The sequence below is a fragment of the Haloarcula sp. HT12 genome, from assembly GCF_055271655.1.
This window is the reverse complement of the sequence record NZ_JBUXKW010000004.1, coordinates 178548-204803: the sequence shown is the minus strand read 5'-3', so window position 1 is coordinate 204803 and position 26256 is coordinate 178548. Positions and strand designations below refer to the sequence as shown.

29 protein-coding genes are annotated in these 26256 nt (G+C 63.5%); 13 read left to right on the top strand and 16 right to left on the bottom strand.

Annotated elements, in window-relative coordinates:
• Window positions 1-75: 75 nt before the first annotated feature.
• From ACY9XZ_RS14100 to ACY9XZ_RS14080, 5 genes are all read left to right on the top strand, one after another.
• Entirely contained in the window at window positions 76-537 is a 462-nt protein-coding gene (locus ACY9XZ_RS14100) for a metal-dependent transcriptional regulator (protein ID WP_463457655.1), read from the top strand.
• 101 nt (window positions 538-638) lie between these two features.
• Window positions 639-1703: a DUF2249 domain-containing protein gene (locus tag ACY9XZ_RS14095; RefSeq protein ID WP_463457654.1), complete on the top strand. Its 1065-nt coding sequence runs from the start codon at window positions 639-641 to the stop codon at window positions 1701-1703.
• Between the two features lie 75 nt (window positions 1704-1778).
• Window positions 1779-2489, top strand: a complete 711-nt coding sequence (gene ric, locus ACY9XZ_RS14090) for an iron-sulfur cluster repair di-iron protein (RefSeq protein ID WP_463457653.1) — start codon at window positions 1779-1781, stop codon at window positions 2487-2489.
• Window positions 2490-2494: 5 nt separating this feature from the next.
• On the top strand, window positions 2495-2635 hold the full coding sequence (locus ACY9XZ_RS14085; RefSeq protein ID WP_463457652.1) for a hypothetical protein: 141 nt from the start codon (window positions 2495-2497) through the stop codon (window positions 2633-2635).
• 36 nt (window positions 2636-2671) lie between these two features.
• Entirely contained in the window at window positions 2672-3340 is a 669-nt protein-coding gene (locus ACY9XZ_RS14080) for a class I SAM-dependent methyltransferase (RefSeq protein WP_463457651.1), read from the top strand.
• Between the two features lie 11 nt (window positions 3341-3351).
• Here ACY9XZ_RS14080 and ACY9XZ_RS14075 read toward each other — a convergent pair whose 3' ends face one another.
• The 3 genes from ACY9XZ_RS14075 to ACY9XZ_RS14065 all read right to left on the bottom strand — a co-directional run bounded on the left by ACY9XZ_RS14075 (window position 3352) and on the right by ACY9XZ_RS14065 (window position 7413).
• Window positions 3352-4017, bottom strand: coding sequence for an AIM24 family protein (locus ACY9XZ_RS14075; protein WP_463457650.1), 666 nt, complete (start codon window positions 4015-4017; stop codon window positions 3352-3354).
• A 152-nt stretch (window positions 4018-4169) separates the two neighbouring features.
• On the bottom strand, window positions 4170-6698 hold the full coding sequence (gene ppk1, locus ACY9XZ_RS14070) for a polyphosphate kinase 1 (RefSeq protein WP_463457649.1): 2529 nt from the start codon (window positions 6696-6698) through the stop codon (window positions 4170-4172).
• A 4-nt stretch (window positions 6699-6702) separates the two neighbouring features.
• Entirely contained in the window at window positions 6703-7413 is a 711-nt protein-coding gene (locus ACY9XZ_RS14065; RefSeq protein WP_463457648.1) for a metallophosphoesterase family protein, read from the bottom strand.
• Window positions 7414-7604: 191 nt separating this feature from the next.
• On the opposite strand from ACY9XZ_RS14065, the gene ACY9XZ_RS14060 reads away from it, so the two are divergent.
• Window positions 7605-8243, top strand: coding sequence for a DUF3267 domain-containing protein (locus ACY9XZ_RS14060; RefSeq protein WP_463457647.1), 639 nt, complete (start codon window positions 7605-7607; stop codon window positions 8241-8243).
• Window positions 8244-8364: 121 nt separating this feature from the next.
• Here ACY9XZ_RS14060 and ACY9XZ_RS14055 read toward each other — a convergent pair whose 3' ends face one another.
• Together ACY9XZ_RS14055 and ACY9XZ_RS14050 are read right to left on the bottom strand one after the other, a co-directional pair.
• The gene (locus ACY9XZ_RS14055) at window positions 8365-8610 is read right to left on the bottom strand and encodes a hypothetical protein (protein ID WP_463457646.1); all 246 of its coding nucleotides are present in this window, start codon (window positions 8608-8610) and stop codon (window positions 8365-8367) included.
• Window positions 8611-8712: 102 nt separating this feature from the next.
• Window positions 8713-9558 carry a DUF726 domain-containing protein gene (locus tag ACY9XZ_RS14050; RefSeq protein WP_463457645.1) on the bottom strand — a complete coding sequence of 282 codons (846 nt, stop codon included), beginning with the start codon at window positions 9556-9558 and terminating at the stop codon, window positions 8713-8715.
• Between the two features lie 134 nt (window positions 9559-9692).
• Here ACY9XZ_RS14050 and ACY9XZ_RS14045 point away from each other — a divergent pair, with 134 nt between their 5' ends.
• On the top strand, window positions 9693-10316 hold the full coding sequence (locus tag ACY9XZ_RS14045; RefSeq protein ID WP_463457644.1) for a class I SAM-dependent methyltransferase: 624 nt from the start codon (window positions 9693-9695) through the stop codon (window positions 10314-10316).
• Window positions 10317-10365: 49 nt separating this feature from the next.
• Here ACY9XZ_RS14045 and ACY9XZ_RS14040 read toward each other — a convergent pair whose 3' ends face one another.
• The 3 genes from ACY9XZ_RS14040 to ACY9XZ_RS14030 form a co-directional block, all read right to left on the bottom strand.
• Entirely contained in the window at window positions 10366-12072 is a 1707-nt protein-coding gene (locus ACY9XZ_RS14040; RefSeq protein WP_463457643.1) for a cbb3-type cytochrome c oxidase subunit I, read from the bottom strand.
• Window positions 12073-12374: 302 nt separating this feature from the next.
• Window positions 12375-12881, bottom strand: a complete 507-nt coding sequence (locus ACY9XZ_RS14035) for a twitching motility protein PilT (protein WP_463457642.1) — start codon at window positions 12879-12881, stop codon at window positions 12375-12377.
• Window positions 12878-13246, bottom strand: a complete 369-nt coding sequence (locus ACY9XZ_RS14030) for a UPF0175 family protein (RefSeq protein WP_463457641.1) — start codon at window positions 13244-13246, stop codon at window positions 12878-12880. The genes ACY9XZ_RS14035 and ACY9XZ_RS14030 overlap by 4 nt, the downstream gene beginning before the upstream one ends.
• A 301-nt stretch (window positions 13247-13547) precedes the next feature.
• Between ACY9XZ_RS14030 and ACY9XZ_RS14025 the strand changes: the two genes are divergently transcribed.
• Window positions 13548-13919, top strand: a complete 372-nt coding sequence (locus ACY9XZ_RS14025; RefSeq protein WP_463457640.1) for a cupin domain-containing protein — start codon at window positions 13548-13550, stop codon at window positions 13917-13919.
• 94 nt (window positions 13920-14013) lie between these two features.
• On the opposite strand, the gene ACY9XZ_RS14020 is transcribed toward ACY9XZ_RS14025, so the two are convergent.
• The 8 genes from ACY9XZ_RS14020 to ACY9XZ_RS13985 all read right to left on the bottom strand — a co-directional run bounded on the left by ACY9XZ_RS14020 (window position 14014) and on the right by ACY9XZ_RS13985 (window position 20897).
• Window positions 14014-14412, bottom strand: a complete 399-nt coding sequence (locus tag ACY9XZ_RS14020; protein WP_463457639.1) for a VOC family protein — start codon at window positions 14410-14412, stop codon at window positions 14014-14016.
• A gap of 77 nt (window positions 14413-14489) precedes the next feature.
• A complete protein-coding gene (locus tag ACY9XZ_RS14015; RefSeq protein ID WP_463457638.1) occupies window positions 14490-15725 on the bottom strand; it encodes an MFS transporter in 1236 nt (411 codons plus the stop codon).
• Between the two features lie 262 nt (window positions 15726-15987).
• The gene (locus ACY9XZ_RS14010) at window positions 15988-16293 is read right to left on the bottom strand and encodes a hypothetical protein (protein WP_463457637.1); all 306 of its coding nucleotides are present in this window, start codon (window positions 16291-16293) and stop codon (window positions 15988-15990) included.
• 58 nt (window positions 16294-16351) lie between these two features.
• Complete coding sequence (locus ACY9XZ_RS14005) at window positions 16352-17275, bottom strand: LLM class oxidoreductase (protein WP_463457636.1); 924 nt, start codon at window positions 17273-17275, stop codon at window positions 16352-16354.
• Between the two features lie 79 nt (window positions 17276-17354).
• Window positions 17355-18101, bottom strand: coding sequence for an NAD(P)-binding oxidoreductase (locus ACY9XZ_RS14000; protein WP_463457635.1), 747 nt, complete (start codon window positions 18099-18101; stop codon window positions 17355-17357).
• An 84-nt stretch (window positions 18102-18185) separates the two neighbouring features.
• Complete coding sequence (locus tag ACY9XZ_RS13995; RefSeq protein WP_463457634.1) at window positions 18186-19184, bottom strand: DMT family transporter; 999 nt, start codon at window positions 19182-19184, stop codon at window positions 18186-18188.
• 145 nt (window positions 19185-19329) lie between these two features.
• Entirely contained in the window at window positions 19330-20121 is a 792-nt protein-coding gene (locus tag ACY9XZ_RS13990; protein ID WP_463458093.1) for an aldo/keto reductase, read from the bottom strand.
• 155 nt (window positions 20122-20276) lie between these two features.
• Window positions 20277-20897, bottom strand: a complete 621-nt coding sequence (locus ACY9XZ_RS13985) for a hypothetical protein (protein ID WP_463457633.1) — start codon at window positions 20895-20897, stop codon at window positions 20277-20279.
• Between the two features lie 99 nt (window positions 20898-20996).
• On the opposite strand from ACY9XZ_RS13985, the gene ACY9XZ_RS13980 reads away from it, so the two are divergent.
• The 5 genes from ACY9XZ_RS13980 to ACY9XZ_RS13960 all read left to right on the top strand — a co-directional run bounded on the left by ACY9XZ_RS13980 (window position 20997) and on the right by ACY9XZ_RS13960 (window position 26130).
• Window positions 20997-21671, top strand: coding sequence for a class I SAM-dependent methyltransferase (locus tag ACY9XZ_RS13980; protein ID WP_463457632.1), 675 nt, complete (start codon window positions 20997-20999; stop codon window positions 21669-21671).
• A gap of 129 nt (window positions 21672-21800) precedes the next feature.
• Window positions 21801-22625, top strand: a complete 825-nt coding sequence (locus ACY9XZ_RS13975) for a M48 family metallopeptidase (protein WP_463457631.1) — start codon at window positions 21801-21803, stop codon at window positions 22623-22625.
• A gap of 70 nt (window positions 22626-22695) precedes the next feature.
• Window positions 22696-23559, top strand: a complete 864-nt coding sequence (locus tag ACY9XZ_RS13970) for an SMP-30/gluconolactonase/LRE family protein (RefSeq protein WP_463457630.1) — start codon at window positions 22696-22698, stop codon at window positions 23557-23559.
• Window positions 23560-23665: 106 nt separating this feature from the next.
• Window positions 23666-24670 (top strand): alcohol dehydrogenase, encoded by a 1005-nt coding sequence (locus tag ACY9XZ_RS13965; protein ID WP_463458092.1) that lies wholly within the window; start codon window positions 23666-23668, stop codon window positions 24668-24670.
• Window positions 24671-24795: 125 nt separating this feature from the next.
• Window positions 24796-26130, top strand: a complete 1335-nt coding sequence (locus ACY9XZ_RS13960) for a metallophosphoesterase family protein (RefSeq protein ID WP_463457629.1) — start codon at window positions 24796-24798, stop codon at window positions 26128-26130.
• Window positions 26131-26256: the final 126 nt, after the last annotated feature.

Here is a 26256-nt window from a genome sequence, read left to right as displayed (position 1 = left end):
GGACGGTATCGTACCCGAGACAGTGCGAAGGGGTTCGGGACGACACTTTCTGGGATAGGGGAGAGAACGTCAGGTATGTCCTCAGAACGCCGAACGGGCTCCGCTTCGTCGCTCACGCCGTCGGTTTCCGATATCGAACGGAGCGCAGGTCGCTATCTCTTCGCCGTCTCTGCCCTCTCAGAATCCACCACAGAGCGGGTTAGAACCGGCGAACTGCGGGAATTCTTGAACGTGACGCCAGCTAGCGTCACGGAAATGGTATCGAAACTCGACGAGCGGGGGCTGGTGGATTACGAGAAATATCAGGGAGTAACGCTCACGGATCGCGGAGAGGCTCTCGCCACGGAAGTCGGCTGGCGGTTCTGCGTCGTTTCCACGTTCTTCGAGTCGGTGTTAGAGACGACGCTCGACGACGAGACCGCGTTCGATATCGGCTTTCTCCTCCCGAAAAGCGGCGTCTTTCGGCTCCGAAAGCAAGTAGAGACAGCGTGTTTGGGACTCTGCCCAGGGGCAGAGGGCGAGCAGTGTCTGCCCTGAGCGACCGCTGCCGCGTCCGTTCAATTGTGCAGCTCTCGGTGGCTGCCGAACCCCTTCGGCACAGGTGACATCAATCCGCCTGTGTATCATTCGGCACAGAGATGCCAACGGAGATCCAGTTGCGAGACCAGTCGGAAGAGGAACGCCGTGAACAGCTGTTCGACGTGTTAGCGGACTCGGAGGTGAATGACACCATCGAGGTCGTTGCCGACAGGGATATCGACCCTCAGTTGGTTCGCTATCAGCTCGACCACGACCGGGCGCTGGGCTGGGAGTACACACACCCCGACGCGGAGCCGCGGGAACTGCAGGTGACCGTCGGCGAGCCGTTAGGGGACGAATCGCTCCCCACAATCGACGTCCGGGACCTGAAGCCACAACGGCGACACGAGGTGCTGCTGGAGATCTTCGACAGTCTGGCGGCGGACGAAGGGTTCGTCCTCGTCAACGACCACGATCCAAAGCCGCTGTACCACGAACTCAAATCGATGCACGGGGACGTAATCGAGTGGGCGTACGCGAGGCAAGGCGACGGCGAATGGCGGGTCGAGATCGTCAAGACCGGCGATTCCGAAGCCACCGACGAGGACATCGTCACCCGATACGACGTCCGCGAGATCCCCAAGCAGGAACGGCATCCGACGATCCATCACCGGTACGGAATGATACCCGAGGGCGGGACGATGGAACTCATCGCCCCACACGAGCCGCGGCCGCTGCAGCGGGAGTTCCGACAGCAGTACGGCGACGCGTTCACCTGGGAAGTCGTCGACTCAGAACCCGGCCGCTGTCGCGTCCAGATCACGAAAACCGGCAGCACCGAGTCGCCCGAGGGTTCGGATGCCGACGACGATGATGTGACGGCGGCCCCATCCGACGACGAGTCAATCGAGATCATCGAGGAACTCGATGTCAGGGATCTCCCGCCCGCGAAGCGACACGAGCAAATCTTCGAAGCGTACGCCGGGCTGGACACGGGGGCTGGGTTCATTCTCGTCAACGACCACGACCCAAAGCCGCTGTACCACCAGTTCGAGGCCGAAGCCGGCCCGGAGTTCCGGTGGACTTACCGCCAGCGGGACCCTGGCGAGTTCAGAGTCCTGATCGGAAAGGCCGAGCCGCCCGTCGACGGATCAGCCGACGAAGAGACGGAAGTCCCGTTCTGACCATGGCCGACGGCACCCAACTCAGAGAGCAGGGCAATAGACCGCTTCGATCAACGACTGCGAGGAACAGCTACAATGACTGAATCCATCGATCCGGACCGACCGCTCGGCGCACTCGTCAGAGAGAACCCGGCGTTCGCTCGCGTGTTCGAGTCGGTCGGGCTCGATTTCTGCTGTGGCGGTGACCAGACGCTCCGGACGGCCTGTACCGAAGCGGACCTCGATATCGATGCCGTCCGAGAGAAACTGCGAGATGCCCGCAGCCAAAGCGAGGACAGCGGGGCGGAATGGGAATCGATGGCTGCGCTCATCGAACACGTCATCGACAGCCACCATCAGTACCTCCGCGAGGAGCTTCCCGCCTTAGAAAAACTCGCTAAGAAAGTCCGGAGCGTCCACGCGGAAGCGCATCCCGAACTGATCGACGTCGAGCGGGAAGTATTCGAACTGGCCGAGGAGATGCGACAGCACACGACGGAAGAAGAGCGCGACGTCTTCCCCACCATCGAGAAACTCGACCGAGGGGACACACTCACCGACGCGGAGAGAGCGATCCTGGACGAGGCACTCGATGACCTCGAAGCGGACCACGAAGCGACAGCCGAGCACCTCGAACGGATTGCGGAGCTGAGCGACGGGTACGCGGTCCCGGACGACGCCTGTCCGAGTTATCAGAGTCTGCTCGAACGACTCGAAACGCTGGAACAGGACACGCATATGCACGTCCACAAGGAGAACAACGTGCTGTTCCCGTGGGTCGAATCGCGGCTCTTGGACCACGCCTGACGATCATGTTTCGGGGGACCCGTGGCGTCCCGCTTCACTTCCGCGACATGGCACCGGACCTCCCGCCGGCGAGCGACGTGCTCGGTGGCTCCTACCAAGAGCGCGTGCGCGTCTTCGAACCGGAGCGTGTAGCATCCTTCGAGTGAACCAGTGCTTTCAGGGAAGCCATCGTAATTACTGCTATGCCCGCAGAATCGAATCCCGATAAGGAACCCTCCTCACCGCTGTTTGCGGCTATCTACGATCCGGCAACGGCGCTCGTGGAGCGGACGCTCTTGGGATCACACCGTGAGTACCTGGTGGCGAATCTGGAGGGAACAGTACTGGACCTCGGTGCCGGAACCGGCGCGATGTTTCCGTATTTCGATAGCGTTGCGGGCGCGTCGACGGAGTTTCACGCTACCGAGCCGGATCCGCACATGCGGCGACAGGCCGCGGAGAAGGCGAAAGCGCAGGCCACGCCGATTCGTGTCGAGTCCGCACCGGCGGAAGCGCTCCCGTATGCCGACGCCACGTTCGATATCGTCATCGCTTCGATGGTGTTCTGTACGATTCCGGACATCGAGTCGGCGATGAGTGAAATCGCCCGCGTACTCAAACCCGGCGGTGAACTGCGTTTCTTCGAGCATGTTATCGACGACGGGTGGCGTGCCCGGGTACAGTCGCTGCTCGCCCCGCTCTGGAAACGGGCCGCCGATGGCTGTCATCTCACCCGGCAAACGGGGTCGCGGCTCGTCGGTGACCGGGCCTTCGATGTCGTCGAAATCGAGCGGTTCAATCTCGGCGTGACACCGGTCCGTCCCTTCATCCGGGGAACGCTCCGCAAACGAGTCGTGCCTCCGGCGCGCTGATTCGGTGGCTGTCAGCTCTGAGTGACGGACCCTTCCTCGTTGGGCTGGATGACGACGAACCCGTCATCGCCGGTGAACTCCATCTGTATCGATTCGCCGGAGGTCTGGCCGATCTCGAACGCCTTGTTCATCTCGATAGACGGCGAGAGGTTCGAACTCCACGCAACGGTCGCGTCCGGGTCGGTGAAGACCGGCGGCGTCATCACAAGTGGGTCGCCGTAGGTTGTCAGCGCGACTTCCCCGGGGCCGGTGAGATAGACGTTCGTCAGCCCCCCGGCAGCCATCCCGGAGAGGCTGCCGACGGTGTTGATCTCGTAGTCGACGCTCGATTCGAACGCGAGCACGTCGGTACCGTTGACCGATATCGACTCCCCGTCATCGAGGCGAAGCACCTGTACCTTCTTGCCGTTCTCGGCCACGTAGAGGTGACCGCGCCCTTCGGCCGTCATGACCGGCGTCCCTTCGCCGCTCACGGCCTCCTTGACGAAGCCCGTGATACCGCCTTCCGCCGAGGACTTGCCAGTGAACGTGACCTCGCCGGTGTACGCGACCATCGATCCGGCCTTGACCATCACTGTGCCGTCAAGCGGGATATCGAGCAGCCTGTTGTTCTCTTTCCCGAACCCATCGCCGCCGTCTGCGGGGGCGTTGGAGCGGACGAATTCCTGTAAGTCCATAGCTACAGCGAAACGGTCGAGAGGGACGCTCATAGGCCTCTTGGAGAATTAAAACGCGTTTTGTGCGAAGGGATCACATGTCGACGGAGACCGTTCAGCTACCGGAAAAAAGAGGGGAGAGGTCGGTATAGTCGTATAACTATTCCAAATCGCTATTCCGAATCGCTATACAGTCGCTTGAGGAGGTCGGTAACGCCAGCCTTAGTTTTGCGGTAGCGTCGCTCCCCGTCGGGTGTCCGAACGGCGTAGTTGTACACGGCGCTGTCCGGGACGTACCATCGGTCACTGTGTGTGGACAGGATGTCCCCGGGGCTGCCACCGTCTGTGACCTCGGAGGGTTCGCCGTCGGTGGTATCGGCATCGGAGGTCCCGAGTTCACCCCCGGTTTCAGTGGAGACTGCTGTTTCAGATTCCGACGGAGTATCTGGCACAGTCGGCTGTCGAGTGGTATCCCCTGCGATACAGAGGTCACCAGCTAACGGATAGTCGCCGGGGATTCCCGCCGCGAGGTCGTCCGAACGACCGGCTTTCAGGGCTTCACGCATCAGAACCCCCTGTGCGCTGATCACGCGCTCGCCGTCGTCCGGATACCGCTGGTGGTACTCGCCGTCGCTGTCCATCTCCCAGAGCTTGCGGTTGTCCGAAAGCACGAGTTCGAGGGTGAACCGGAGTTGACGTTGGATCTCCGGGCTGGTCACGGGTGTGACCGCTTCGACCCGGTAATCGAGGTTGCGCGTCATCCAGTCGGCGCTGCCGATGTAGTACTCGGGATCGCCCCAGTCGTCGTCTTCGGTCGGGTCGGCCCGTGCGCCGTTCTCGAAGTAGAAGATGCGGGAGTGTTCCAGAAAGCGGCCCACGAGCGAGTACACGGAGATGTTTTCGCTGATGCCCTCCAGTCCGGGTCGGAGACGACAGATGTCGCGGACGATGAGGTCGATGTCGACGCCCGCCATCGACGCCCGGTACAATTCGGCGACGATGGCGGGGTCTTCCAGTCCGTTTATTTTCGCGACGATGCGGGCGGGACGACCGGCCTGTGCGTGCTGGGCTTCCCGGCGGATGCACCGGGTGAACTCCCGGCGCATCGTCACTGGTGCGATGAGGAGTTCGCGGAACTCCTCGTCCAGCGAGGGCCCGGTGAAGAAGTTGAACACTTTGGTCAGATCGCGGCCGATGTCGCGGTCGGCAGTCAACAGTCCGAGGTCCACGTATCCCTTCGCCGTCTCGGAGTGGTAGTTCCCAGTGCCGATATGCGAGTACAGTTCGACGCCGTCGTCTTCCTCCCGGACGACCAGCGCCGTCTTCGTGTGGGTCTTCAGTCCGACCGTCCCGTAGGCGACGTGGATCCCGTTTTCCTCCAGTTTGCGCACCCATTCGAGGTTGTTCTGTTCGTCGAACCGGGCCTTGAGTTCGACCATCACCGCGACCTGCTTTCCGTTTTCAGCGGCCGTTATCAGCGACTGGATGATCTGTGAATCGCTTGCAGTCCGATAGATAGCCGCTTTGACCGCCAGAACGTCGGGGTCTTCGGCCGCTGCTGAGAGGAACCGCTGGACAGTGTCCGTGAAGTCGTGGTACGGGTGATGGAGCAAAATGTCGCCGTCCTGAATACGCCGGAAGACGCTCGGGTCAGTGGTATCCGGCGTCCCGAACGACTGGTTCCGGTGACCGTTGAGTCTGGGATGTGGCTGTGGCGTCCACTCGTCCAGCGAGAGCTCCGGCCGGTCGAGGTCAGTCAACTCAGCGAAGTCCCGGTAATCCAGCGGTCCCGCGAGGTCGTATATCTCGCGTTCGTCGAGCCCGAGCTGCGTCGCGAGCGTCGAGCGAATACGGGCGTCTGCGTCGGGGGAGATCTCCATTCTGACGACCGACGCGAAGCGCCGCTGTTCGAGCACATCCTCGACCATGTCGATGAGGTCTTCGGCAATCTCCTGATTCCGCCGGACCTCCGCGTTACGAGTCAGGCGAAACAGGGCCGTATCGACGATTTCGACGTTCGGGAGCAGTAGGTCGAGGTTCGCCCGGATAACATCCTCAAGCAGTACGTACCGGGTGTCGTTCCCGAGCTGGACCAGCCGTGGCCTGTTCGGCGGGATCTTGATCCGGGTGAACGTCGGATCCTCGGCGTTCGGATGCCGGGTGAGAACCGCGAGCGACAGCGACCGATTGGAGATGAACGGGAACGGATGGGCCGGATCGAACGAAAGCGGCGTCAGCGTGGGTAGCACCGACTCCTCGAAATACGTCCGCAGTCCTGACTGCTCTGCGGCGGTGGCATCGTCGTAATCGAGAATCTCGATCCCTTCCGCGGCAAGCGCGGGACGGAGCGCATCGCGGTAGCAACGGGCCTGCGTCGTGAGCATCGGCCGGAGGGTCTCGTGGACTTCCGCCAGCTGCGCTTCCGGGGTTCGGCCATCGGGAGCCGTCTCGGTCACGTCGGCCTCTATCTGCTGTTTGAGACCGCCGATGCGTTTCATCGTGAACTCATCGAGGTTGCGGGTGACGATAGCGAGGAATCGGACCCGTTCCAACAGCGGGTTCCGTTCGTCGAGCGCCTCGTGGAGCACGCGCCGCTGGAACGCGAGCGCACTCAGTTCGCGGTTGAGATACAGCGACGGATCGGTCAGGTCGACATCCGCCGGCTCGTACGCGGGGATGGCGGGTTCCGAAGCGCGATCCATCGGCTTACGTCGATGTAGGCGGCGCTCGCTCTGGATCAACGATGCTGTCGGACGACCGGTCCTCGTGGGTCGTCTCCGGGTCCACCGTGATGAACTCGCCCGTCGAGCACCGATACGCGGTCAGCTGTCCGCCGTACACGCATCCGGTGTCGAGGCCGACCGCGGTTGACGTCTCAAACGGCTCCGAAAGCACCGTGTGACCGAAGAAGACGCGCGGGTCGTCACGGCGCGTCTCGAACCAGTACGGGCGGTCGTAGCTCCCGTCGGGAACGAGCGAACGCATGTTCAACAGCTCGGTCAGGTCGTGTTCCACCATCGGCTTGCGGTGGTCGACGCCGCCGTGAACGACCAGCGAATCGTCCCACGATATTGCCGCCGGAAGCGACGCGATCCACGAGAGGTCGTCGTCGGTCAGCGAGGGAATGGATTTGCGGCCGTCGATGAGTTTCTGTTCGTTGTTGCCCCGGACGGTGACGAAGTTCGGCGTTTGCCGGACGATGTCGACGACACCGGCGCTGTCCGGGCCTTTGCGGACGAGGTCCCCCACGAAGACGACGAGGTCGTCATCGGTGGGGTCCAGACGGTCCAGGAGCCGTTCGAGCGTCAGGCGGCACCCGTGGACATCGCCGACAACATAGATCTCCGCCCATCTGTGGCTGTGGATTCGCTTGTGTGATGCGCCGAGGTCCGGGTTTAACGTGGGTGGTGAGACCATCTATGAAGGGGCGTTGGTGACACGTCGGTGAATTCGCTATAGGCGTTTTATATGAGTGCTATATAGCGATACGGGAGCGAATATATCCACGCCGCTACTGCCGAATCCAATGGTGGCAACGGGCTCTGGTCAGTCGCTACAGCGGTGGGAGTGGCGTCCTCCTTTTTCAGTGACCCGGCTGAATCACAGGTATGCCGACAAGTGAGTACGAGCCAGCCGAGACGTTGCGTCCGGCAGCGCCGGCGGGCTATCAGCCGCCCCGGCCGTTCCGATACTCGCTCGCAGTATTGCTCGGTCTCGTGATCGTGCTGGTACCGATCGCTGCGGTGGTGTTCGGTGGACTGCTCTGGTACGCCCAGGGAAGCGCGCTCGACGCCGTTTTTTCCGTCGAGGAAACGGCGACGAGCGTCACAGTCACACTCACGTCCGGGCTGGTCGCGGTCGCCTGTGTCGGCGCTGTCGTCGTTGTGACCGTTCTCCACGAGCTCGTCCACGGGCTGGTCTATCGATGGTACGGGTATCGGGTCTCCTACGGCGTGGCACCGCAACTCGGCGCGTTCTACGCGGCGACGTTCCACCAGTTTCAGGCGCGGAATCACAACCTTGTCGTCGGCATCGCGCCGCTCGTCCTGCTCAATGGATTGTTGCTCCCCGTGTTGTTCGTTCCGGTCCCGCTGCTCGCGTTCGCAGCCTTCCTCGCCCTGCTGTTCAATACCGCCGGAGCGGCCGGTGACCTCTACCTGGTCGCAACGCTACTCAGAACGCCCGCCGGGTCGCTCATGTACGACAGCGACATCCGTCATTCGTATATTTTCTATCCCGAGAGGTAGCCACGTCCGCTCTGGAACGGCGGCAGCGGAGCAATGCAGTCGATGAGGGTCCGTCGTCTGCGGTAAGCAGTCCGTCTGTGGGTTTCAGGTCAATACGACCCGGGAATCCGGGACCGACGAGTCAGCCATCGATAGCATCTCTGGTGTGTTCGGCGTCCAGCCCGAACAACAGTCCGGCGAGAAACAGCAGTTCGTTCCCCTGGTAGTAGTGCTCGATCACGAAATTGACAAGGCCGATATCCGGCGTGGTCGCACCCAACAACACCAGGACGAGCGCGACAACGGCAGCGAGGCCGGCGACCCATCGGACGACGAAACCTGAGAGCAGCCCCACCACGAAGACGACAACAGCAGTGAAGAGGCTCATTTCTCGCTCCAGCGGATAGCGTCTGGCGATCTGGCGACGGCTTCCATAGCGGGTACAAACACTGGCGACGTATTTAGTTATACTACCAGCAGGCAACTATCGTCACTCGATCTCGGCAACGACACGGGGCAGACAGCCCTCGCCCGGTTCGAAGTACGAGTAGTGGTCGGCCACGAGATCAGTGACAGCCACGTCCCGGTAGCCGTCGGGAAGTGGCCCCGCATCGCGGGTGCCGCCGTGCCCCACGGCGTGGGTCCGGTCCGACGCCCGGTAGACCCACGAGAGAACCTTGTCGTTGTGACTGTAGAAATTCGACACCGGAGCGTCAACGGCCCCGATAGCGTCGCCGTAACGACCGTCTTCGACGACGCTATCGTAGGGGATAGCGCCGCCGAGCAGTGACACCGAGGCGAGCGTGTCTGTCGCCCCCCGCTCGGCAAGGACCCGGAGCGTCTCGCCGGTCACCCTCGCACCAAGAGAGTGGGCGAGCAGATGGACGGGTCGCCCGTCGGCGTCGGCCCACTCGATCAGCCACTCGGCGAGGTGAGTCCCGTTTGCCTCGGCGTTGTCCTTCGCCTGCGCCCACCCGACGGTGGAATCCCAACTGTACGCGACGACCGGCGCGGACCGTGTCCCTTCGAGCGCGACCTGGGCCGTGTAGGCGTTGTCGCGTGCCGTCTCGGCGTCAGTGCTGAATCCGTGGACGAATAGGAACAGTTCCGACGCGTCGTCGAACGACCACGCGCCCTCGGTCTCGAAAGCTGGTCCGTCCGCTGTGTCGAGGAGCCCGCGCGTAGTGACAACAGGCTGTGAGTCCGGCGCACTGTACCCGCCGGAATCGCCCTGCAACGACCAGTATATGTAGGCACCACTGCCGCCGATCAGACCGAGGCCGCTCCCGAGACCGATAAGCAGCCGCCGTCTGGTCACACCGTTTTGATTATCCATCGCCGTTCGCTTGTGGGTAAGTCGCAGGCGTGCCGGTAAGTCAGTTGAGATTGTCGCGACCGGAAACGAAACACGACTCAAAAGCTGTGTCACAGCCCGCAGGCTTCATGTCCCGGCCGGCGGTTATCGGAGCTATGACGACCTGGGACGAGCGATACCGAACGGGGGCGTACCCACAGCGCCCGGACCCGCATCCGGTGTTGGAGCGATACCTGCCGACCTTCCCGGCGGGGCGGGCACTGGATGTCGCGACCGGGACCGGGCGGAACGCGCTTCCGGTCGCGGCGGCCGGCTACCGCGTCGATGCGGTCGACCAGTCGCGTGCGGGGCTTCGTATCGCTCGGGAGAACGCCCGTTCGGCAGGCGTCGAGGACGACATCGAGTGGATACAGGCGGACCTGGAGACGTTCGCGTACCCGCCGTCGACGTACGACCTCATCACGATTAGCTTCTATCGCCCCGTCGACCGGCTACCCGACATCATCGAGGCACTGGCCGATGGCGGCTGTCTCTTTATACAGCACCACCTCCGGACGACCGACGAGGTGGACGGCGGCCCCGCCGGGGATCGGTACCGGTTCGCCTCGAACGAACTGCTCAGGGCCGGGCTCGGGCTGACTGTCCTGCACTACGACGAGCGAACCACGACGACAGATGGAACGACCGCGGCCACCGCCCAGCTAGTCGCCAGAAAGTCACGGGGCAGTCGACAGTCCTATCCCGACATCTCGGTGGAAAATAGCAGTCGGAGCCTGTAGAGCCACGAAGGAAGGCGACCGCGGATGGGAGGCCGGACTGACTCGGGTATCAGTCCCCAGTCGGTTCGTCGCCGCCGTCGGCGAGTACCGGCAGCCGCTCGCGCTCGAACCACGCGAACTCCCGCGGGAACTGGTCCGTCGCCGCCAGGTCCCAGGGGTCGCCGTCCGCGACCAGCGGCCCTTCCAGCCACGAGGTCACGAGGTTCCAGACGAAGATGAGCTGGCCGATGACCAGCAGGACGACGCCGACTGTCGCTAACTGATGCAAAAGGGTAAACAGATCAAGCGGACCGGCTGTCACGGAGTACGTGGCGTACCGCCGGGGCATTCCGGCATAGCCCAGCAGCACCATCGGGAAGAACGTGACGTTGGTCCCGACCATCGTCAGCCAGAAGTGCCACTTCGCCAGCGACCGCTGATACCACCGGCCGGTATACAGCGGGAACCAGTAGTAGATGCCGGCGAAGACGGCGAAGGCGATGCCGCCCATGATGACGTAGTGGAAGTGGGCAACGACGTGGTACGTGTCATGCAGGATGAGGTCCACGGGAATAGCGGCCTCGAAGACGCCGGTGACGCCGCCGATGATGAAGTTCCCGACGAACCCGACACAGAAGAGGAACGGTGCGGTCGTCCGTAAAGAGCCGTTCCACATGGTCGCCATCCAGTTGAACGTCTTCACCGCGCTCGGGATGGCGATAGCGATAGAGACGGCCATGAACGAGGCCCGGAGTCGGGGGTCCATCCCGGTCGCGAACATGTGATGCGCCCAGACACCAAAGGAGAGGACCCCGAGCGCCAGCGTGGAGTAGACGACGAACTTGAAGCCGAACAGCTTCCGGCCACAGAACTTCGGCAGGATGTAGCTGACGAGCCCCATCGGCGGCAGGACGAGGATGTACACCTCGGGGTGGCCGAAGAACCAGAACAGGTGCTGCCACAGTAGCGGTCCACCGCCTTCGAGCGCGAAGAACGTCGTCCCGACATTGCGGTCAAGCAGGAGCATGATCAGCGCACTGCCCAGCAGCGGGAAGGCAAACAGAATCTGTGCGGACTGCACCAAGACAGTCCAGGAGAAGATGTCGAGGGTAGCCCACGTCACATCCTCGCCCCGCTCGGTGAAAATTGTCGCAATGAAGTTTATCGCCCCCATCGTCGCCGCGACGCCGGAGAGGTGGAGGCCGAGCAGCATCAGGTCCACACCGGGGTTCTGCTGTTCAATCGATAACGGCGTGTACATCGTCCAGGCGGTCTGTGCCGGTTCGATGTTTTCGAGGAACGGCCCGCCGAGGACGCCGCCCCAGATGAGCAAGGCGGCCGGCGGGAGCAACCAGAACGCAATCGCGTTGATACGGGGGAACGCCATGTCGTCTGCGCCAATGAGCAGCGGGATGAAGTAGTTCGAGAACGCCGCCAGTATGGGCGTCCCAAACAGGAACAGCATCGTGATGCCGTGGGTCGTCAGGAGCCCGTTGTACGCGTTAGCACTCAGGAAGTCCTCGGCGGGGTACATCAGTTCGAACCGCATCAGAACGACGGCGATGCCGCCCCAGGCGAACGCGACGACGGCGAACACGCCGTAGAGAATCCCAATGTCCTTGTGGTCGACCGTCGTCAGCCACCGGAGAATCCCGCTCGGTTTCTCCGAGTGGGTGTGTTCGTGAGTCCCGTGGCCGCCACCTATCGCAATCGTGTACGACCGCCAGTCTTCGATGCGTGCGAGTATCCCAGCGATACCGACGAGCAGTACCGCCATCAGTACTGTCGTCGCCAATGCGCCTACAGACACCATTTGGAGGGTCTTTATAGGCACTACCCGTGGTTTTTATCGGGAAGATGTTCGGAGGGAATTTATATATTGGACGTTGGGAGTCCGGCGGGATCAGCGGGACTTCGGTGCGTGGTTTCACCCGGACTGGTTCACACACGTGTTCTCAGGATTCTCGGTTTGGTCACATTGGCTGCGCAAGCGATTGCGACAGGGAAGTTGCAAAAACTCTCTTTGAGCAATTCCTGTCAGGTTGGAGGAACCAAACAGCATAGTACGAGACCGAGAAGTCAGCGATAGTCTGTGATACTTCGATAAGGGACGTAGTATCCGATCTCGTCGATCCACGTCGAGAGCCACTCATCCGCAGTTTCCTCACTAATCTTGCCAGCATCGATAGCTGCCAAAAGCACACCGACCGAGCCGACAACGGTCACACCCTGATCTTTCGCAAATGACCGGGCATCCCCGTCGTCAGTCAGCAGGCGGCTATCGTGCGCGTCTGCCAGAGCGAACGCCTGTGCTTCCCCTGGATCGAGATGCTCACTGACGACCGCTTCTCTGTTTGCAACTGTGCTCGAAATCGTCGCGACTGGAATCTCGTCGTCGAGCGTATCAAGTGCTGACTGGAGATAGGGATAGTCGTCAACGCCGTCTCCGAGTTCCTCGAGAACGACTGGAACCGTGCAGATACCAGAGAGGTCTGCAACCACCCATAGCTGGTCGATATATGCAAAATTCGAGAGGACTGTCGTGTTGAGAACGCTTGGGTTCGCTGGAATATCGTCAGTAGTCATCGCGAGCGCGACGTTTCGTCACGGTTAGATTCATCGTCGAACTCGAGTTCTGTTGCTGCCTCCGCCTCGTAGGCCGCATCTTCCTCATTTGCGAGTCCAAGCCGGAGTTCAACGTCGTGCTCACGGAGGATATCACGCATCGTCCAGCGGTCGACATCGGCGAGGCGCGCTGCGTCACCGAGTGTGATCCGCTCGCGTTCGTAGAGCGCAACTGCCGCTGCGATGCGTTCGTTTTCGTGATCCTCGAAGTACTCACGGACGAACTCTCGCAACGCATCGCTCTTCCCACCGAACACCCCCGCCTCGACAGCACCCTCGATAAGGAGATCGAGATCATCCGGATAGGACCCAGTGATTCGTGGCATCTGTTCATCCGGAACTACGTTTTCATACTATTTATGAACTCCGTCGAAACACCACAGGCCTTGAAGCGACTAATCTCGACTACTGTGCGTACACCCGGGCGAACGGGAGCGACCACGGACGAAGCGGTTCGGGACGGATACTTTCCGTGGTGCAGTCGGAACTTCGTCCGATGAACTCACAGGATCGAAACCGACAGCGAGCGAGTGGACTCAATCACCAGCGACCGACGTGGGCCGTACCGGCTCGACCCGAGTTCGTTCCCACGCACGCTGAGGGCTGCACTGTCGGGGTGGACGGACGATGACGGCGACTGACTTCGACGATGCCAGAGCATACGACGACGAACAGTTCTCGGCCGTCGAAGTATTCCGAAGCGACCGGATGAAAGTCGTCTGTGGCTACTTCGAACCCGGACAGTTCATCCCGGTGCACGCGCCCGCAAGCGACGTGGCGATCCACGTCCAGTCCGGGACCGGCGTCGTCCGCGACGGTGACACGGAGCGGACGGTCGAACCGGGCGACGTAGTGGTCGTCGAGGCAGACACCGACCGCGGTGTCAAGGCGGACGAAGACGGTCGCCTGGAGGCGTTACTGGTGACCGCCCCGCCGCCGACCGACGCCGAGCACGACCCGGTCCGGAGAGGGCTCAAGCAAAACGAGTTCGACCCGTAGTCATCGACCAGCGCTATGAGGACTGCTGTCTCGACGACCGTTCCACAGCACCGGCGCGGCCGCTCGTCTCCGTGCGGTTCCGCGCGAGGCAGGATCACAGATGTTCGATGAGTTCGACACGGACGCCGTCGGGGTCAGTGAGAAACGCGATCCGGAGGTCGCCAAAGGTCGTCGGGGCCATGACGAACTCGACGCTGTCGGCTCTGAGTTCCTCGTGGGCGGCATCGACATCCGGCACGACGAAGCCGTAGTGCAGGAAGCCGGTCGGGACCGATTCGACACGTCCGGCGGCCTCGTAGGGGGCCCGGTCGAACAGATACACCAGTTTGTCGGCGACATCAAGTGTGACGTGGTTCACAGCGGTGGCACCCTCACCGTCAGCAGCGCTCCCGCGCTCGACGACCGTGGCATCGAAATGCGTGCGGTAGAACGACTCGCTGGCGTCGAGGTCGTCGGCCTTTATTGCGACGTGGAAGAACGACTCCGGCTGCATACCGGACGGTCACACTGGGCATACAAAAACGTGTACCGGCTGTGTAGCGGGACGAATCGCCGCGTTGGTCGGCGTTCTCACTGTTCGGCGACGAGAAAGACGAGCCCGGCACCGATCACAGCCATCGCGATCGCGTAGGCAAAGGCCGCGCTGTAGGCCCCGGTGAGGTCGATGAGGAGGCCCGCAATGACCGGTGCGCTGAACGCCCCAGAGATACCGGCACTGCCGAGAATCGACAGCGCAGTCCCCTGGTTCCCCGGCTCGACCGCCTCCTGTACGTAGCTGTAAACGACGCCGAACGTGAGCTGGATGACCAGTCCACCGACGACCAGCAGGCCGACCAACATCGGGATGGACGTGCTCACCGCAAGCAGGACCATCACCGGCGTCGCGACGACGAAGGACCACCTGAGGACGGGGAGCCGGCGATGACCGAACAGGCGGTCCGAGATGACGCCACCGCCGGCCCGAGAGACGATGCCCATCGCGGGGAACACCGCTGCCAGGAGCCCGCTGGCGTCGGCCGAAAGGTCGAACGCGGCGGTCAGGTACGACGGGAGCCAACTGTTGAGAAACAGGTAGAGCGAATACGCCGCGAAGGCGACGACAGCGCCCAACAGGACCGTGCGGTTCCGGAGGACGGTGGCGAAGCGTTGCTGTGTGGTTTGGTCCGAAGTCACATCGTCCCCGTCGGGGTCGTCACCGTCGTCCCGGACCCCGGTCGTCCCGCCGATACTGAGGTGAGCGGCCCCGAAGGCGGCGAGTCCAACAGCGGTGAGGAGGCCGCCAGCGGCGAAGATGGCGGGCCACCCCGCTGTGGCGGTGACGCGCGGGCCGAGGACCTGCCCGGCGGCGAATCCGGCCGGCGGGCTCGTGGTGAACACGCCCAGCGCGGTCGCCCTGTGTTCGACAGCGTACAGGCGGCCAACGAGCGCCGTACCGGCGATCCATATCGCGCCGATGGCGACGCCGGCGACGACCCGTGTCCCGATGAGGACCCAGAACAGGCCGTCGACGGCTGCCAGCCAGCCGGCCAGGGCAATCCCGACCGTCACCGCACCGCCGGCGGCGACGACGCGGATGTCCCCGATGCTGTCGATGACGACGCCGACACCGACGTTCGTGAGCGCCCACGAGACGAAAATGGCGCTGACGAGCCAGACGGCCGTGGTCTGTGGAACCCCGAATCCATCGGCGACCGTCGGGAGGACGCTCGCTGGGACGATGACATATACGTGGACGGCCGCCGTCAACAGCCACGCGCCGAACAGGTACGCCGTCGACTCACGACGCCAGACCGGGGGCTCAGTCACTGGATGGGTGGATATTCTACCGGCTCTGATAACGCCACCGGTACCCGACAGCCCTGCCACAACTGACGGATCAAGACGGCAGCGAGGCGGCTCCTCCGCGATGGTTGTATCGTGTTTCCAGAGCTGAAACCCACCTGGGACCCGACTTCCCGATGGGGCTATCCGTTGCACTCTCCTCGTCGTGGCCATCGGCGGCGTGATAATCGGCCCGTCAGCACAACGAGTACCGTTGCGAACACAGGCACTTTGGCCTGGAACGCAGTCACTCGACGACGTAGGAGCGGTGTGAGCCGCGGGTTCGGACGTCGACGAAGTGATGGCGCGTCGCGTCGCCCACGTCGCCGGTGGCGGACTGATTCGCGGCGTCATCGCCGTATACCTCGTCCGCCGGGAGCAGGTCGCGGTCGGTGAGCCGATCAACGACTTCGGGCGGGAGCGGTTCGCCGTCGCGGACATCGACGATGAGCAACTGATCGGTGAAGCTCTTGGCGAGAAACGCGTCGGAGATCGCCTCAGAATCGGTCAGCTCCCCAGCCAACGTGCGGAGTTCCGCCTGCCGGTCAGTCATCGGTGTCCCGTAGGTCGGTCCCGCCGAAAGCCGTGCCTGCGAACATCTTCCCCGCCAATTATAGCTCGTCTATGATTTCGCTGGCGAACGTCGTCATCGCCACCTCCGGCTCCGCGGCGCGAAGCCCGACGATGACGTGGGCAAGCCCGTAGTCTTCGAGCCGTCGGAAATACTCGCGGAACCACTCGACGCCAGCACGATAGCCCAGGTGAAGCGGTTCGGGCTCGGCCGCCGGGTCGTCGGCGAACTCGACCTGGACGGCAATCGTGAACGGCTTCTCGGGCGCGTGGTTCCGCCACGTGTCGAGGTACGACTGAAGCGTCGACTCGGGAAGGTGGTAGAATATCCAGCCGTCGCCGTTCTCGGCGATCCACTCCGTCGACTGTCTGGCGTTCCCGGTCGGAAACAGCGGGAGTGTCTCGGTCGTCGGTTTGGGAAGCACGTCGAGTTCGCCGTTGAGGCGGCCCCAGGACCCTTCGATAGTCGGATACTCCTCACGCCAGAGCGCACGGAGCGCGTCGACGCTCTCACGGACGAGTTGGCCCCGGTTCTCGGGATCGACCCCGAACGCCGGATATTCGGGGTCGCGGTCGCCCGAGGCGACGCCCAGCACGAGTCGCCCGTCCGAGAGGCGGTCGACGGTCGCGGCCGACTTCGCCACGTGGATGGGATGGCGCAGCGGGAGAACGACGCTTGCGGTGCCCAGCGCCACCGACTCGGTGGTGGCGGCGACGTGGGACAGCAGGGACCACGGGTCGAAGGCCCCGCCGGCGTCCCCGAACCGCGGCCAGTACGTGGGTACGTCCCGCGCCCAGAGTGCGTCGAAGCCGACTGTCTCGGCGTGGCTTGCGAGCCGGAGTTCCGCGTCGATATCCGGCGTCGACTCCTTTTCGCCCGTGAGCGGGAATCCGAGACCGAACGAGAGCCCGTCCCCCTCGAACAGCCGCCGATAGCCGGCGTTCGCGTGGTCCACAGCAGTCATCACGACGTTTTCCCGCTGGAAGCGTATGTGCACACGGGTAGCGACACCGCCACCGGAACGGAAATCGACGGACGTCCCATTACGGACCGTCGTGGGGGGTATCGACTGACACGGTCTCCGCCTCTTCGTTCCGGGGGAGCTGCCAATCGATCTGTAGTGCGCGTTTCGGGAACGCCGGTTTGGCAACGACTTCCAGCGTCCGGTCGGCGGCCGCCGGTGTAACGGGCGCGGCAATCATCAAACGCGCCACGTCAGCCCGCGAAACGCTGCCCCAGAGCTTCGCGCCGGGCTCGGCGACGGACACGGTGTCAGTCCGTGGTCCGTTCGTGAGCACGCCCGGTCGCAGAATCGTGTGCCGAACCGGGGCCTCGCGAATCGCCACCTCGGCCTCCGCTTTGGCGCGCTGTATCGGCCGGATAGCGACGTCGAAGGCCGCCGCGAGCGGGCTGGCCGGCTCGTCACCGACGCCGATAGCGGACTCCATGACAAAGGCCTCGACACCGGCGTCGACGGCCGCATCGAGGAGATTGATCGTCCCCGCGCCGTCGACGTATTCGTCCCGGGACCAGACGTCCGTGATGCTCGAACCGACGGCGCTCAGGACGACGTCAACGTCCGACAGCGCGTCGGTCAACGCGGTCGGGTTCAGCAAGTCGTCGACGACAACCTCGTCAGCGCCGGCCGCCCGCAGGTCGTCCGTTTTCGACGGCGTACTGGTCAGTGTCCGGACGGTCGGCACGCGCGAACTGAGCAGTCGGAGGGCCGCCCGCCCGGTCCCGCCGCTGGCTCCGGCGACGAACACTGTCTCCACGTCGGAAGGGTCCATACCGTCGGTTAGGGCTGCCGACACATGATTGGCCGGGCCTGTTTCGGCAGCGCCGGCGGACGAGCCTCTCTGCAACCGCTGACGTCAGTCGTCACACGGCGGCGTCTGTGACGCCCCGGCTGTTTTGTCAAAGCGGCGATAGAGCCGGCGCAGCTCCATACGGATGGTCGCCCGCTCGATGAGAACAAAGCCCGCAACGACGACCAGGAAGCCGACGAACGTCCACAGTGACATCGACGAGCCCAGCAGCACCCAGCCCATGAGCGCGGCGAATATCGGTACGACGTAGGCCACCAGGTTCGCACGAACCGGACCGATGCGCTTGATGAGGCCGAAATAGATGGCGTACGCGACCGCTGTCGACGGGATGCCCACGGCCAGGATGCTCGCAATCGTTTCCGGACCGATGCCGATCACCGCCGTGGGTGGCTCCCCGACCAGCAGGCTCGCGGCGTGGAGCAACACCGCGCCGACGGCCATCGCCCACGCAGTCAGCGGTGTACTGTCCATCTGCGGGCCGACGCGCTGGAGGAGCACGCTGCCCAGAGCAACGGCCGCTGCCGCGCCGAGGACGAGGAGCTGCCCGATAGCGCTCGCGTCAGTAAACGTCGACGGCGACGGCTGGACGATGATGACGACGCCGCTCAGCGCGATACCGATGCCGAGCGCACCGAGCCACGAGAGCCGCTCGCCCAGCAGCCACCAGGCGAACACGGGGGCGAGTATCGGGTTCAGGCCGTACATCACGGACGCTGCTGCGGGTGTCGTCGCGCCCTGCCCGAGGAACAACAGCCCGTTGTTGAGTGCGATCAGGAACAGCGCCGCCATCCCGATACCCACGAAGTCCCCGCGAGTCCGCGGCAGCCACGTCGACCGGGGACGGGTGAGGGCGATGTAGCCAAGCAGCGTCACCGCTGCCAGATCGAACCGGAGGCCGGCAAACAGTACCGGCGGTAGCTCACGGAGCCCGGTCTTGATTGCGACGAACGAGCCACCGAACAGGATGGCGAGCAGAACGAACAGCGCGGTGTCACGGTAGCGGGCCGGAATCGACGGGCGATCCGTAGACGTGGACCGCAGCATGGGCCAGGTCAGCTGGACCACCCCCTAAAGCGAAGATGTCTCATTGTGCGTACAAGGGGTCGAAATGTGAAGAGGGCTGTGGGAGACGTGGTGTCACGGGCCGACGGGCGGGTCACCGAACTCAACGGAGAAGCCCGAATCCGGCTCAGTCCCAGGCGGCCGGCGCGAAGTCCGGATTGACGCGCCGGTCGACCGTCTCGATGCCGTCGATACGGTCGATTTCGGCGTCGGAAAGCGACAGGTCGAGGCTCGCCAGGTTGTCCGTGATGTGGGCTTCGCTCGTGGCTTTCGGAATCGCCGTCACCCCCTTCTCGCGGAGCCACGCGAGGCTGACCTGCGCTTCGCTCGCGTCGTGGGCGTCGGCGATGGATTCGATGACATCGTGACCGAACACTTCACCGCGTGCCAGCGGCGAGTACGCGACCAGTTCGTAGTCCTGCTCTGCCGCGTGTTCGCGCAGTTCCGACTGCTGGAGGAACGGATGGGTCTCGACCTGGTTCGCGAACACCGGCGCGTCGAGCACGTCCATCGCTGTCTCGACGTGGTGGGGTTCGAAGTTCGAGACGCCGACGTGGTCGATCAGGCCGCGGTCGACGAGTTCGTCGAACGCCGGGAGCGTCTCCTCGGGATCGTACTCGCCTGCCGGCCAGTGGACGTACAGCAGGTCCACCGAATCGACGCCGAGTTTGTCGAGGCTCTCCTCGGTCGTTTCGATCGCGTCGTCGTGTGAGAGGTTCGAAATCCAGACCTTGGTCGCCAGGAAGATGTCGTCGCGGTCCACGTCAGCCGCAGCGATACCGTCACCGACGGCGCTTTCGTTGTCGTAGGCCTGTGCGGTGTCGATATGTCGGTAGCCGGCCTCCAGGGCCGTCCGAACGCTCTCGGCGCACTGGTCCGGGTCGTCGTTCTGCCAGGTTCCGAGCCCGAGCATCGGCATGCCGTTCGCTCGTGGGCCGCCGTCCGTCGAGGACTGTTGCTGAGTCATTATCGGATACCGGAGCTTGTGCCTTTAAGCCGTTTGGAAGCCGGCGGGTAGCGCCGACTATCGGTGCTCTGCAGAGAAGCCGGTTATCACAGGTAGCATAGGGACGTTCAGAAGCCGTAGGCCCCGAATATCCAGAGCGCAACCATGGGCGACGCGGCGAGGAACGCGCCGAGGACGACTGTCCCGAGAACCGTTTTCCAGGCCAAGCCCCGTACTGGCCGCTCGTACCGCCACAGCTGGACCGCAACGTAAACACCGGCGAAGACAACGCCGCCCAGCAGGAGGAACGGCGGAAACCCGAGTGCCGGAAACGACGGGAAGCCGACCGCCGGAAACGAGTCCGAGCCACTCGAAGCCGCGAAATCGACGCCGATGCCGACAGCGCCGACGACGGTGGCTGCGACCACGTACGAAATGCCGGCGACGACGTGCCGGAGTGCTGCGGTCAGCGAGAACGGCTCGGCGTCGGTCGGCAACACCGTCGGGGCCGCGTAGCTACCGAGTCCGGTGTAGAGGAACGGGACGGTGAGGACGCCGACCGCGACAGCATACGGGAGGACCGACGAGATCGCGACGATGAGAACGGCCGTCGTCAGGGCGTACGTGCGTCCGGTCGCGTCCCCGAGAACCAGTGGCGGCACGACCACCACGGCGGCCGCCACCACGGCAAACAGACAGAGCGGGACGGAGTAGGGCCGGAACCGCCCGACAACACTGGAGGGAGACATGCCGGGGCCGTTTCTGACCCAAACGCATAGGTTTTTGGCTCTCCAGCAGTGGGGGCGTCGCCACGCTTTTACTCTCCGTTGTGGTATCGTGGCATTAGAATGTCATTATCACGGACGAAACGTGCGATCACCGAATCCTGTCCGGACCGCCTCTACCCGCTGGTGGCCGGGCTTTACCAGACCGCGTTCCCACCCGACACGTCCGAGGGACCCGCAGCGGCGTCCATTCTGAACCGAGAGGAAGCCGTTCCGGAGTCCCTCCCGGCGGCAGTGCTTGAACACGTACACCTCCTCCCCCATCGAGCAGACCTCCTCGAACACATGCCGGCCGGCGGGACCGTCGCCGAATTCGGGGCCGGTGACGGTTCCTTCGCCGAGTCCATCGTCCGGGTCACGGAGCCCGAAACGCTCTATCTCGTCGATCAGTGGACGAGCGATGAGGAGCGTCATGCCGTTGAACGCCGGTTCCGAGACCATCGGGACACCACTCATCTGCTGGACGCCGAACCGATCTCCGTCCTCCGTGACGCCGATACCGCCTCGCTCGACTGGGTGTACATCAACAGTTCTCACGAGTACGAGGCGACGCTGGCCGAGCTCAGAGAGAGCCAGCGAGCCGTCGCGGCTGACGGCTACATCGCCGGTGACGACTACAAGATCGTGAACGGCGTCATCCCCGCCGTCCACCAGTTCTGTGCGGAAACCGACTGGGGGCTGGCGTATCTCACGCTCGAAACGCACGGTCGGCGGAGTTACGCGCTCAGCAAAGCGTAGGGACCGTCTCTCGTGTTGACTCAGTCGGCGGATTTCCTCGGCGCGGTCACCACATCCACTGCGAAACCCAGAGACACGAGCGGAATCGTCGGCCAGACTGTTTATACGGCCGGGCGGACTTGACCCTGTATGACAGACTTCGGATTACAGGTGCGGATGCTGGTCGTCGGCGCGATTCTGTTCGCGTTCTACGTCTTCGCCGGGACGGCACTGTCGGTGCTGTTAGGTCTCCCGCTCATTCCGGTGCTTCTCGTCGGAATCCTCGTCGTTCCGGCGATCCAGTACAAACTCGGGAAGTGGCTGGCGCTCCGCGGCGCGGAGGACATGCCGGACGACCAGCGGTTCGGCTACGTCCACCAGATGGTCCGACGGCTCTGCCGAGATATGGGCATCGAGGAGCCACGACTGATGGTGATGGACATGGGCGTACCCAACGCCTTCGCCGTCGGGCGGAAAGGCGCGGGTGTCGTCGTCGTGTCGAGCGAACTGATGCAACTGCTCGATGACGATGAACTGGAGGGCGTGATCGCCCACGAACTGGCCCACATCAAGAACCGGGACGTCATCACGATGGTCGTCGGCCAGTCCATCGGGATGCTCGTCGGCTACGTCGCCTACTTCGCGGTGCTGTTCGGCGGCGAGCGAAACATGGGCTCCTGGATCATGGCGATGGTCGCCTCCTCGCTCGCGAACGCGCTGGTCATGGTGTTCGTGCTGGCCATCTCGCGGTATCGGGAGTACGTCGCCGACGCGGACGCCCGCCGCGCCATCGGAACCGGTGAACCGTTGGCCCGCGCGCTCGAAAAGATCTCCCGCGGTGCCGAAGGACGGGAATCGACAGTCGAGGACAGCATGAACGCCCTCTGTATTTTCAACGCCGACAAGGGACTGTTCGAGAAACTGTTCTCGACCCATCCGCCGACGGAGAAACGCATCCAGCGGCTCCGATCCTGATCACCGGCAGCGAGTTGGTCACTTGGGAGCCAGCAATAACGCTCAAGGGACTGAGCGGAGAACATTGCCCATGGTTCACACGGAACGCGTCGCCGACACACGTGCACACACGGGCGAAGGGCCGCTGTGGCATCCCGAGGACGAACGCCTCTACTGGGTAGACATCCCTGCCGGCCGGCTGTTTCAGTACGACCCCGCAAGCGGCGAGTACGCGGTCGCATACGAGACAGAGGATGCCCCCATCGGCGGGTACACAATCGAATCCGACGGGGCGCTCCTGCTGTTCACCCAGCGCCGAGTTGAACGGTTCGTCACCGGAGAGGACGAGACCGACCTGGTCGCTGAAATCGACGCCGACACGCGGTTCAATGACGTTATCGCCGATCCGGAGGGGCGGGTGTTCTGTGGGACCATGCCGGGCGAGGACCATCTGGGCGACCTGTACAGGCTCGACACCGACGGCTCCGTCTCGCTCGTGATCGAAGACGTGGATATCCCGAACGGGATGGGCTTTTCCAGCGATCTGGAGACGTTCTACTTCACGGAGTCCGAAGCGCATCGGATATACGCGTTCGATTACGACCGGGCGACCGGAGCCCTCTCGAACGAGCGCACGTTCGTGGATGTCACTGACGCGGATGGGATCCCCGACGGGATGACCGTCGACGAGGACGACCACGTCTGGTCGGCCCGGTGGAACGGCGGGAAAGTCGTTCGGTACTCCCCTGACGGAGCGGCCGTCACCGAATTCGACCTGCCGGCACGCAAAGTCTCGTCGGTCACCTTCGGCGGCCCGGAGTACACCGACCTGTATCTGACGACAGCGCTCACCGACGGCGACAGAGCGACGGAGGGTGACGGGGCCGGTGCGCTCTTCCGGATTCCCGACGTTGGTGTCGGCGGCGTCCCGGAATTCCGTTCGGATATCGCGTGAATCGCGGCTGAGTGGTTCGTGACGAACCGGAAACACCATCGGCACAGATGGCTGCGAACTGGCCGCTTTTCCGCATCCAGCCGAACGTGTACCTATGTCCGACACAATGCAAGCGGCGGTCGTTCCCGAACCGGGAGCCGACTTCGAGGTCGTCGAACGAGACGTACCCGAACCGGACTCCGGCGAGGTACGGGTCTCGGTCGACGCCTGTGGGATCTGTCACAGCGACGTGTTCACGAAGGAGGGGACCAACCCGGACATCTCATATCCGCGAATCCCCGGCCACGAGGTAGCGGGACACGTAGACGCCGTCGGCGACGCCGTCGACGCCTGGGACGTGGGCGACAGAGTCGGTGTCGGCTGGCACGGCGGCCACTGTTCGACGTGTGACCAGTGTCGGCAGGGGAACTTCCTCCAGTGTGAGAACGGCGAGGTCACCGGGCTGAGCTACGACGGCGGGTACGCCGAGTACATGACTGCCCCGTCGGAAGCGCTCGCGAGGATTCCGGAGTCGCTGGACGCGGCGGCCGCGGCACCGCTGCTCTGTGCCGGCGTGACGACGTTCAACGCGCTCCGGAACAGCGATGCGAACGTCGGGGACCTCGTCGCGGTCCAGGGCGTCGGTGGACTCGGCCACCTCGGGATCCAGTACGCTCACGCGGCCGGGTTCGAGACGGCCGCTATTTCCCGAACCCCTGAAAAGGAGTCGCTGGCAATGGAACTGGGAGCCGACCACTTCATCAACGCGGCGGACGTGGACGCCGGCCAGCGGCTCCAGGAACTCGGCGGGGCCGACGTAGTGCTGGCGACGGCACCGTCGAGCGACGCCATCAGTTCCATCGTCAGCGGGATCGGCGTCGACGGCTCCGTCGTGGTCGTCGGCGTCCCCGGCGAGCCAGTGGAAGTCAGTGCTATGCAGCTCGTCCAGACCCGTGGCGGGGTCGAGGGCTGGGCCTCCGGCCATGCACGCGACTCGCAGGACACGCTGGAGTTCAGTTCGCTCCGTGATATCGCGCCGAAAATAGAGACGTACCCGCTCGAAGAGGTCGAAACAGCGTACGGACGCATGATCGACAACGAAGCGCGGTTCCGGGCCGTACTGGAACTGTAACCGGGCAGGTCTCGCTACCGAGGGGACACGCATCTGTCCGCGACAGTCCCGGCCGACGCGACGATTTCTTGCAGTGGGTTCCCGGAGAGCAACGCCTTTGTCTGTGGATCAAGAACCGGTATTCAATGGACGGCTCCGCCGACGACCGCGTCTACTACGTCATCAGCGACCTCCACATCGGCGGCGACGAGCAGTTAGAGGAGGTGGAGTTCCTCGACGAACTGCTGGATTTTCTGGCGCGATTGGAGACCACCGACGAGGACGTCGAGCTACTCATCAACGGCGACGCGTTCGGGCTGTGGGAGTTCACGGGCGTGTCGGGACTGGAGAAGTTCGACATCCTCGAAGACACCTACCCGTCGCTGTTCGAGCAGTTGCGAAAGACCGGCGAGAACATCCAGATAACGCTGGTGCCGGGCAACCACGACCACGAACTCGCAGCCTACGACGAGTACGTCGAGCGGTTCGCAGCGTACAACGTCAGGCTCGTCCAATCGAAATCGATTACCCGTCCGGTGGGGGACCAGGCAATCCACGTCGAACACGGCAATCAGCAGGACCCGAACAACCGCATCGAGGACTGGGGCGACACCAACGTGACGCCCCTTGGCTACTACTACAACACCCTCGTGACCAGCCGGGCCGGCCAGCTCTCGGACCGGGGCCGGTACAACTGGCTCAAGGACGTCCAGGCCGTCACCCCGACGGAGCGGGTCCCGGTGTGGATGCTCTCGAAGTATTTTTACCGGGAGATGAACCCGCTGTTGCGGTACGCCCTAGTCCCGTTCCTGTTGCTGTTCAACATCAGCGCCATCCTGGCGATTCTGGCGGCGCTGAATCTGCTCGGCGTCTGGTCCGCGCCGGTCGAAACGACGACGTCGTTTCTGGGCCAGTTCGGCACGGTCGGCACCGCCATCTGGGTGTTGCTCGTCGTGAACGCATCACTGGCCGGACTCCTGCTGCTCGTTGGCATCCCGTTGTATCTCCTGCGGCGGGACATCAAGAAGACGATCAACCGCTTCGGGGTCTTCGAAACCGACCTCACGGTCGATACCCAGACGCCGTACAAGGAAGCCGCCCGGGAAGTATTCGAGGAAAACGAAGACGCGGTTGTCTTCTGCTACGGGCACACCCACCGGCCGAGCGTGCAGTCGGTCGACGGCGGGCTGGTCGTCAACAGCGGGACCTGGCTCAAGCGCCTCCACCGTCGGGACGGCATCATTGGACTCCTACCCCCGGTGTTTTTCCCCTCCTACCAGCTCTGTGCGGTGCGTATCAGCGCCGAAAACGGGCAGGTGGTCGTCGACTACGAGGAAGTCCAGAAACCGAGCCCCAGTCCGGAGGAACTGACGCTCACCGAGCGCCTGCTGACGATCGGTCGGACACCCAACCCCGAACTCCCCGACCGTGCGGTCGTGGAAACCGAACAGTCGGTGCCCGCGCCGGAACCAGCCGAGTGAGGAGTGGGGCTGGTCCCAATGAGGGAGTGGCCGCCTTGGCACCCCGAATCAGCTGGTGGCATGATGGTCCGTTTCGACGCTTCTGGTAGTGGACGCGCGCTTTCCTTCGTGTATGATTGTGACCTA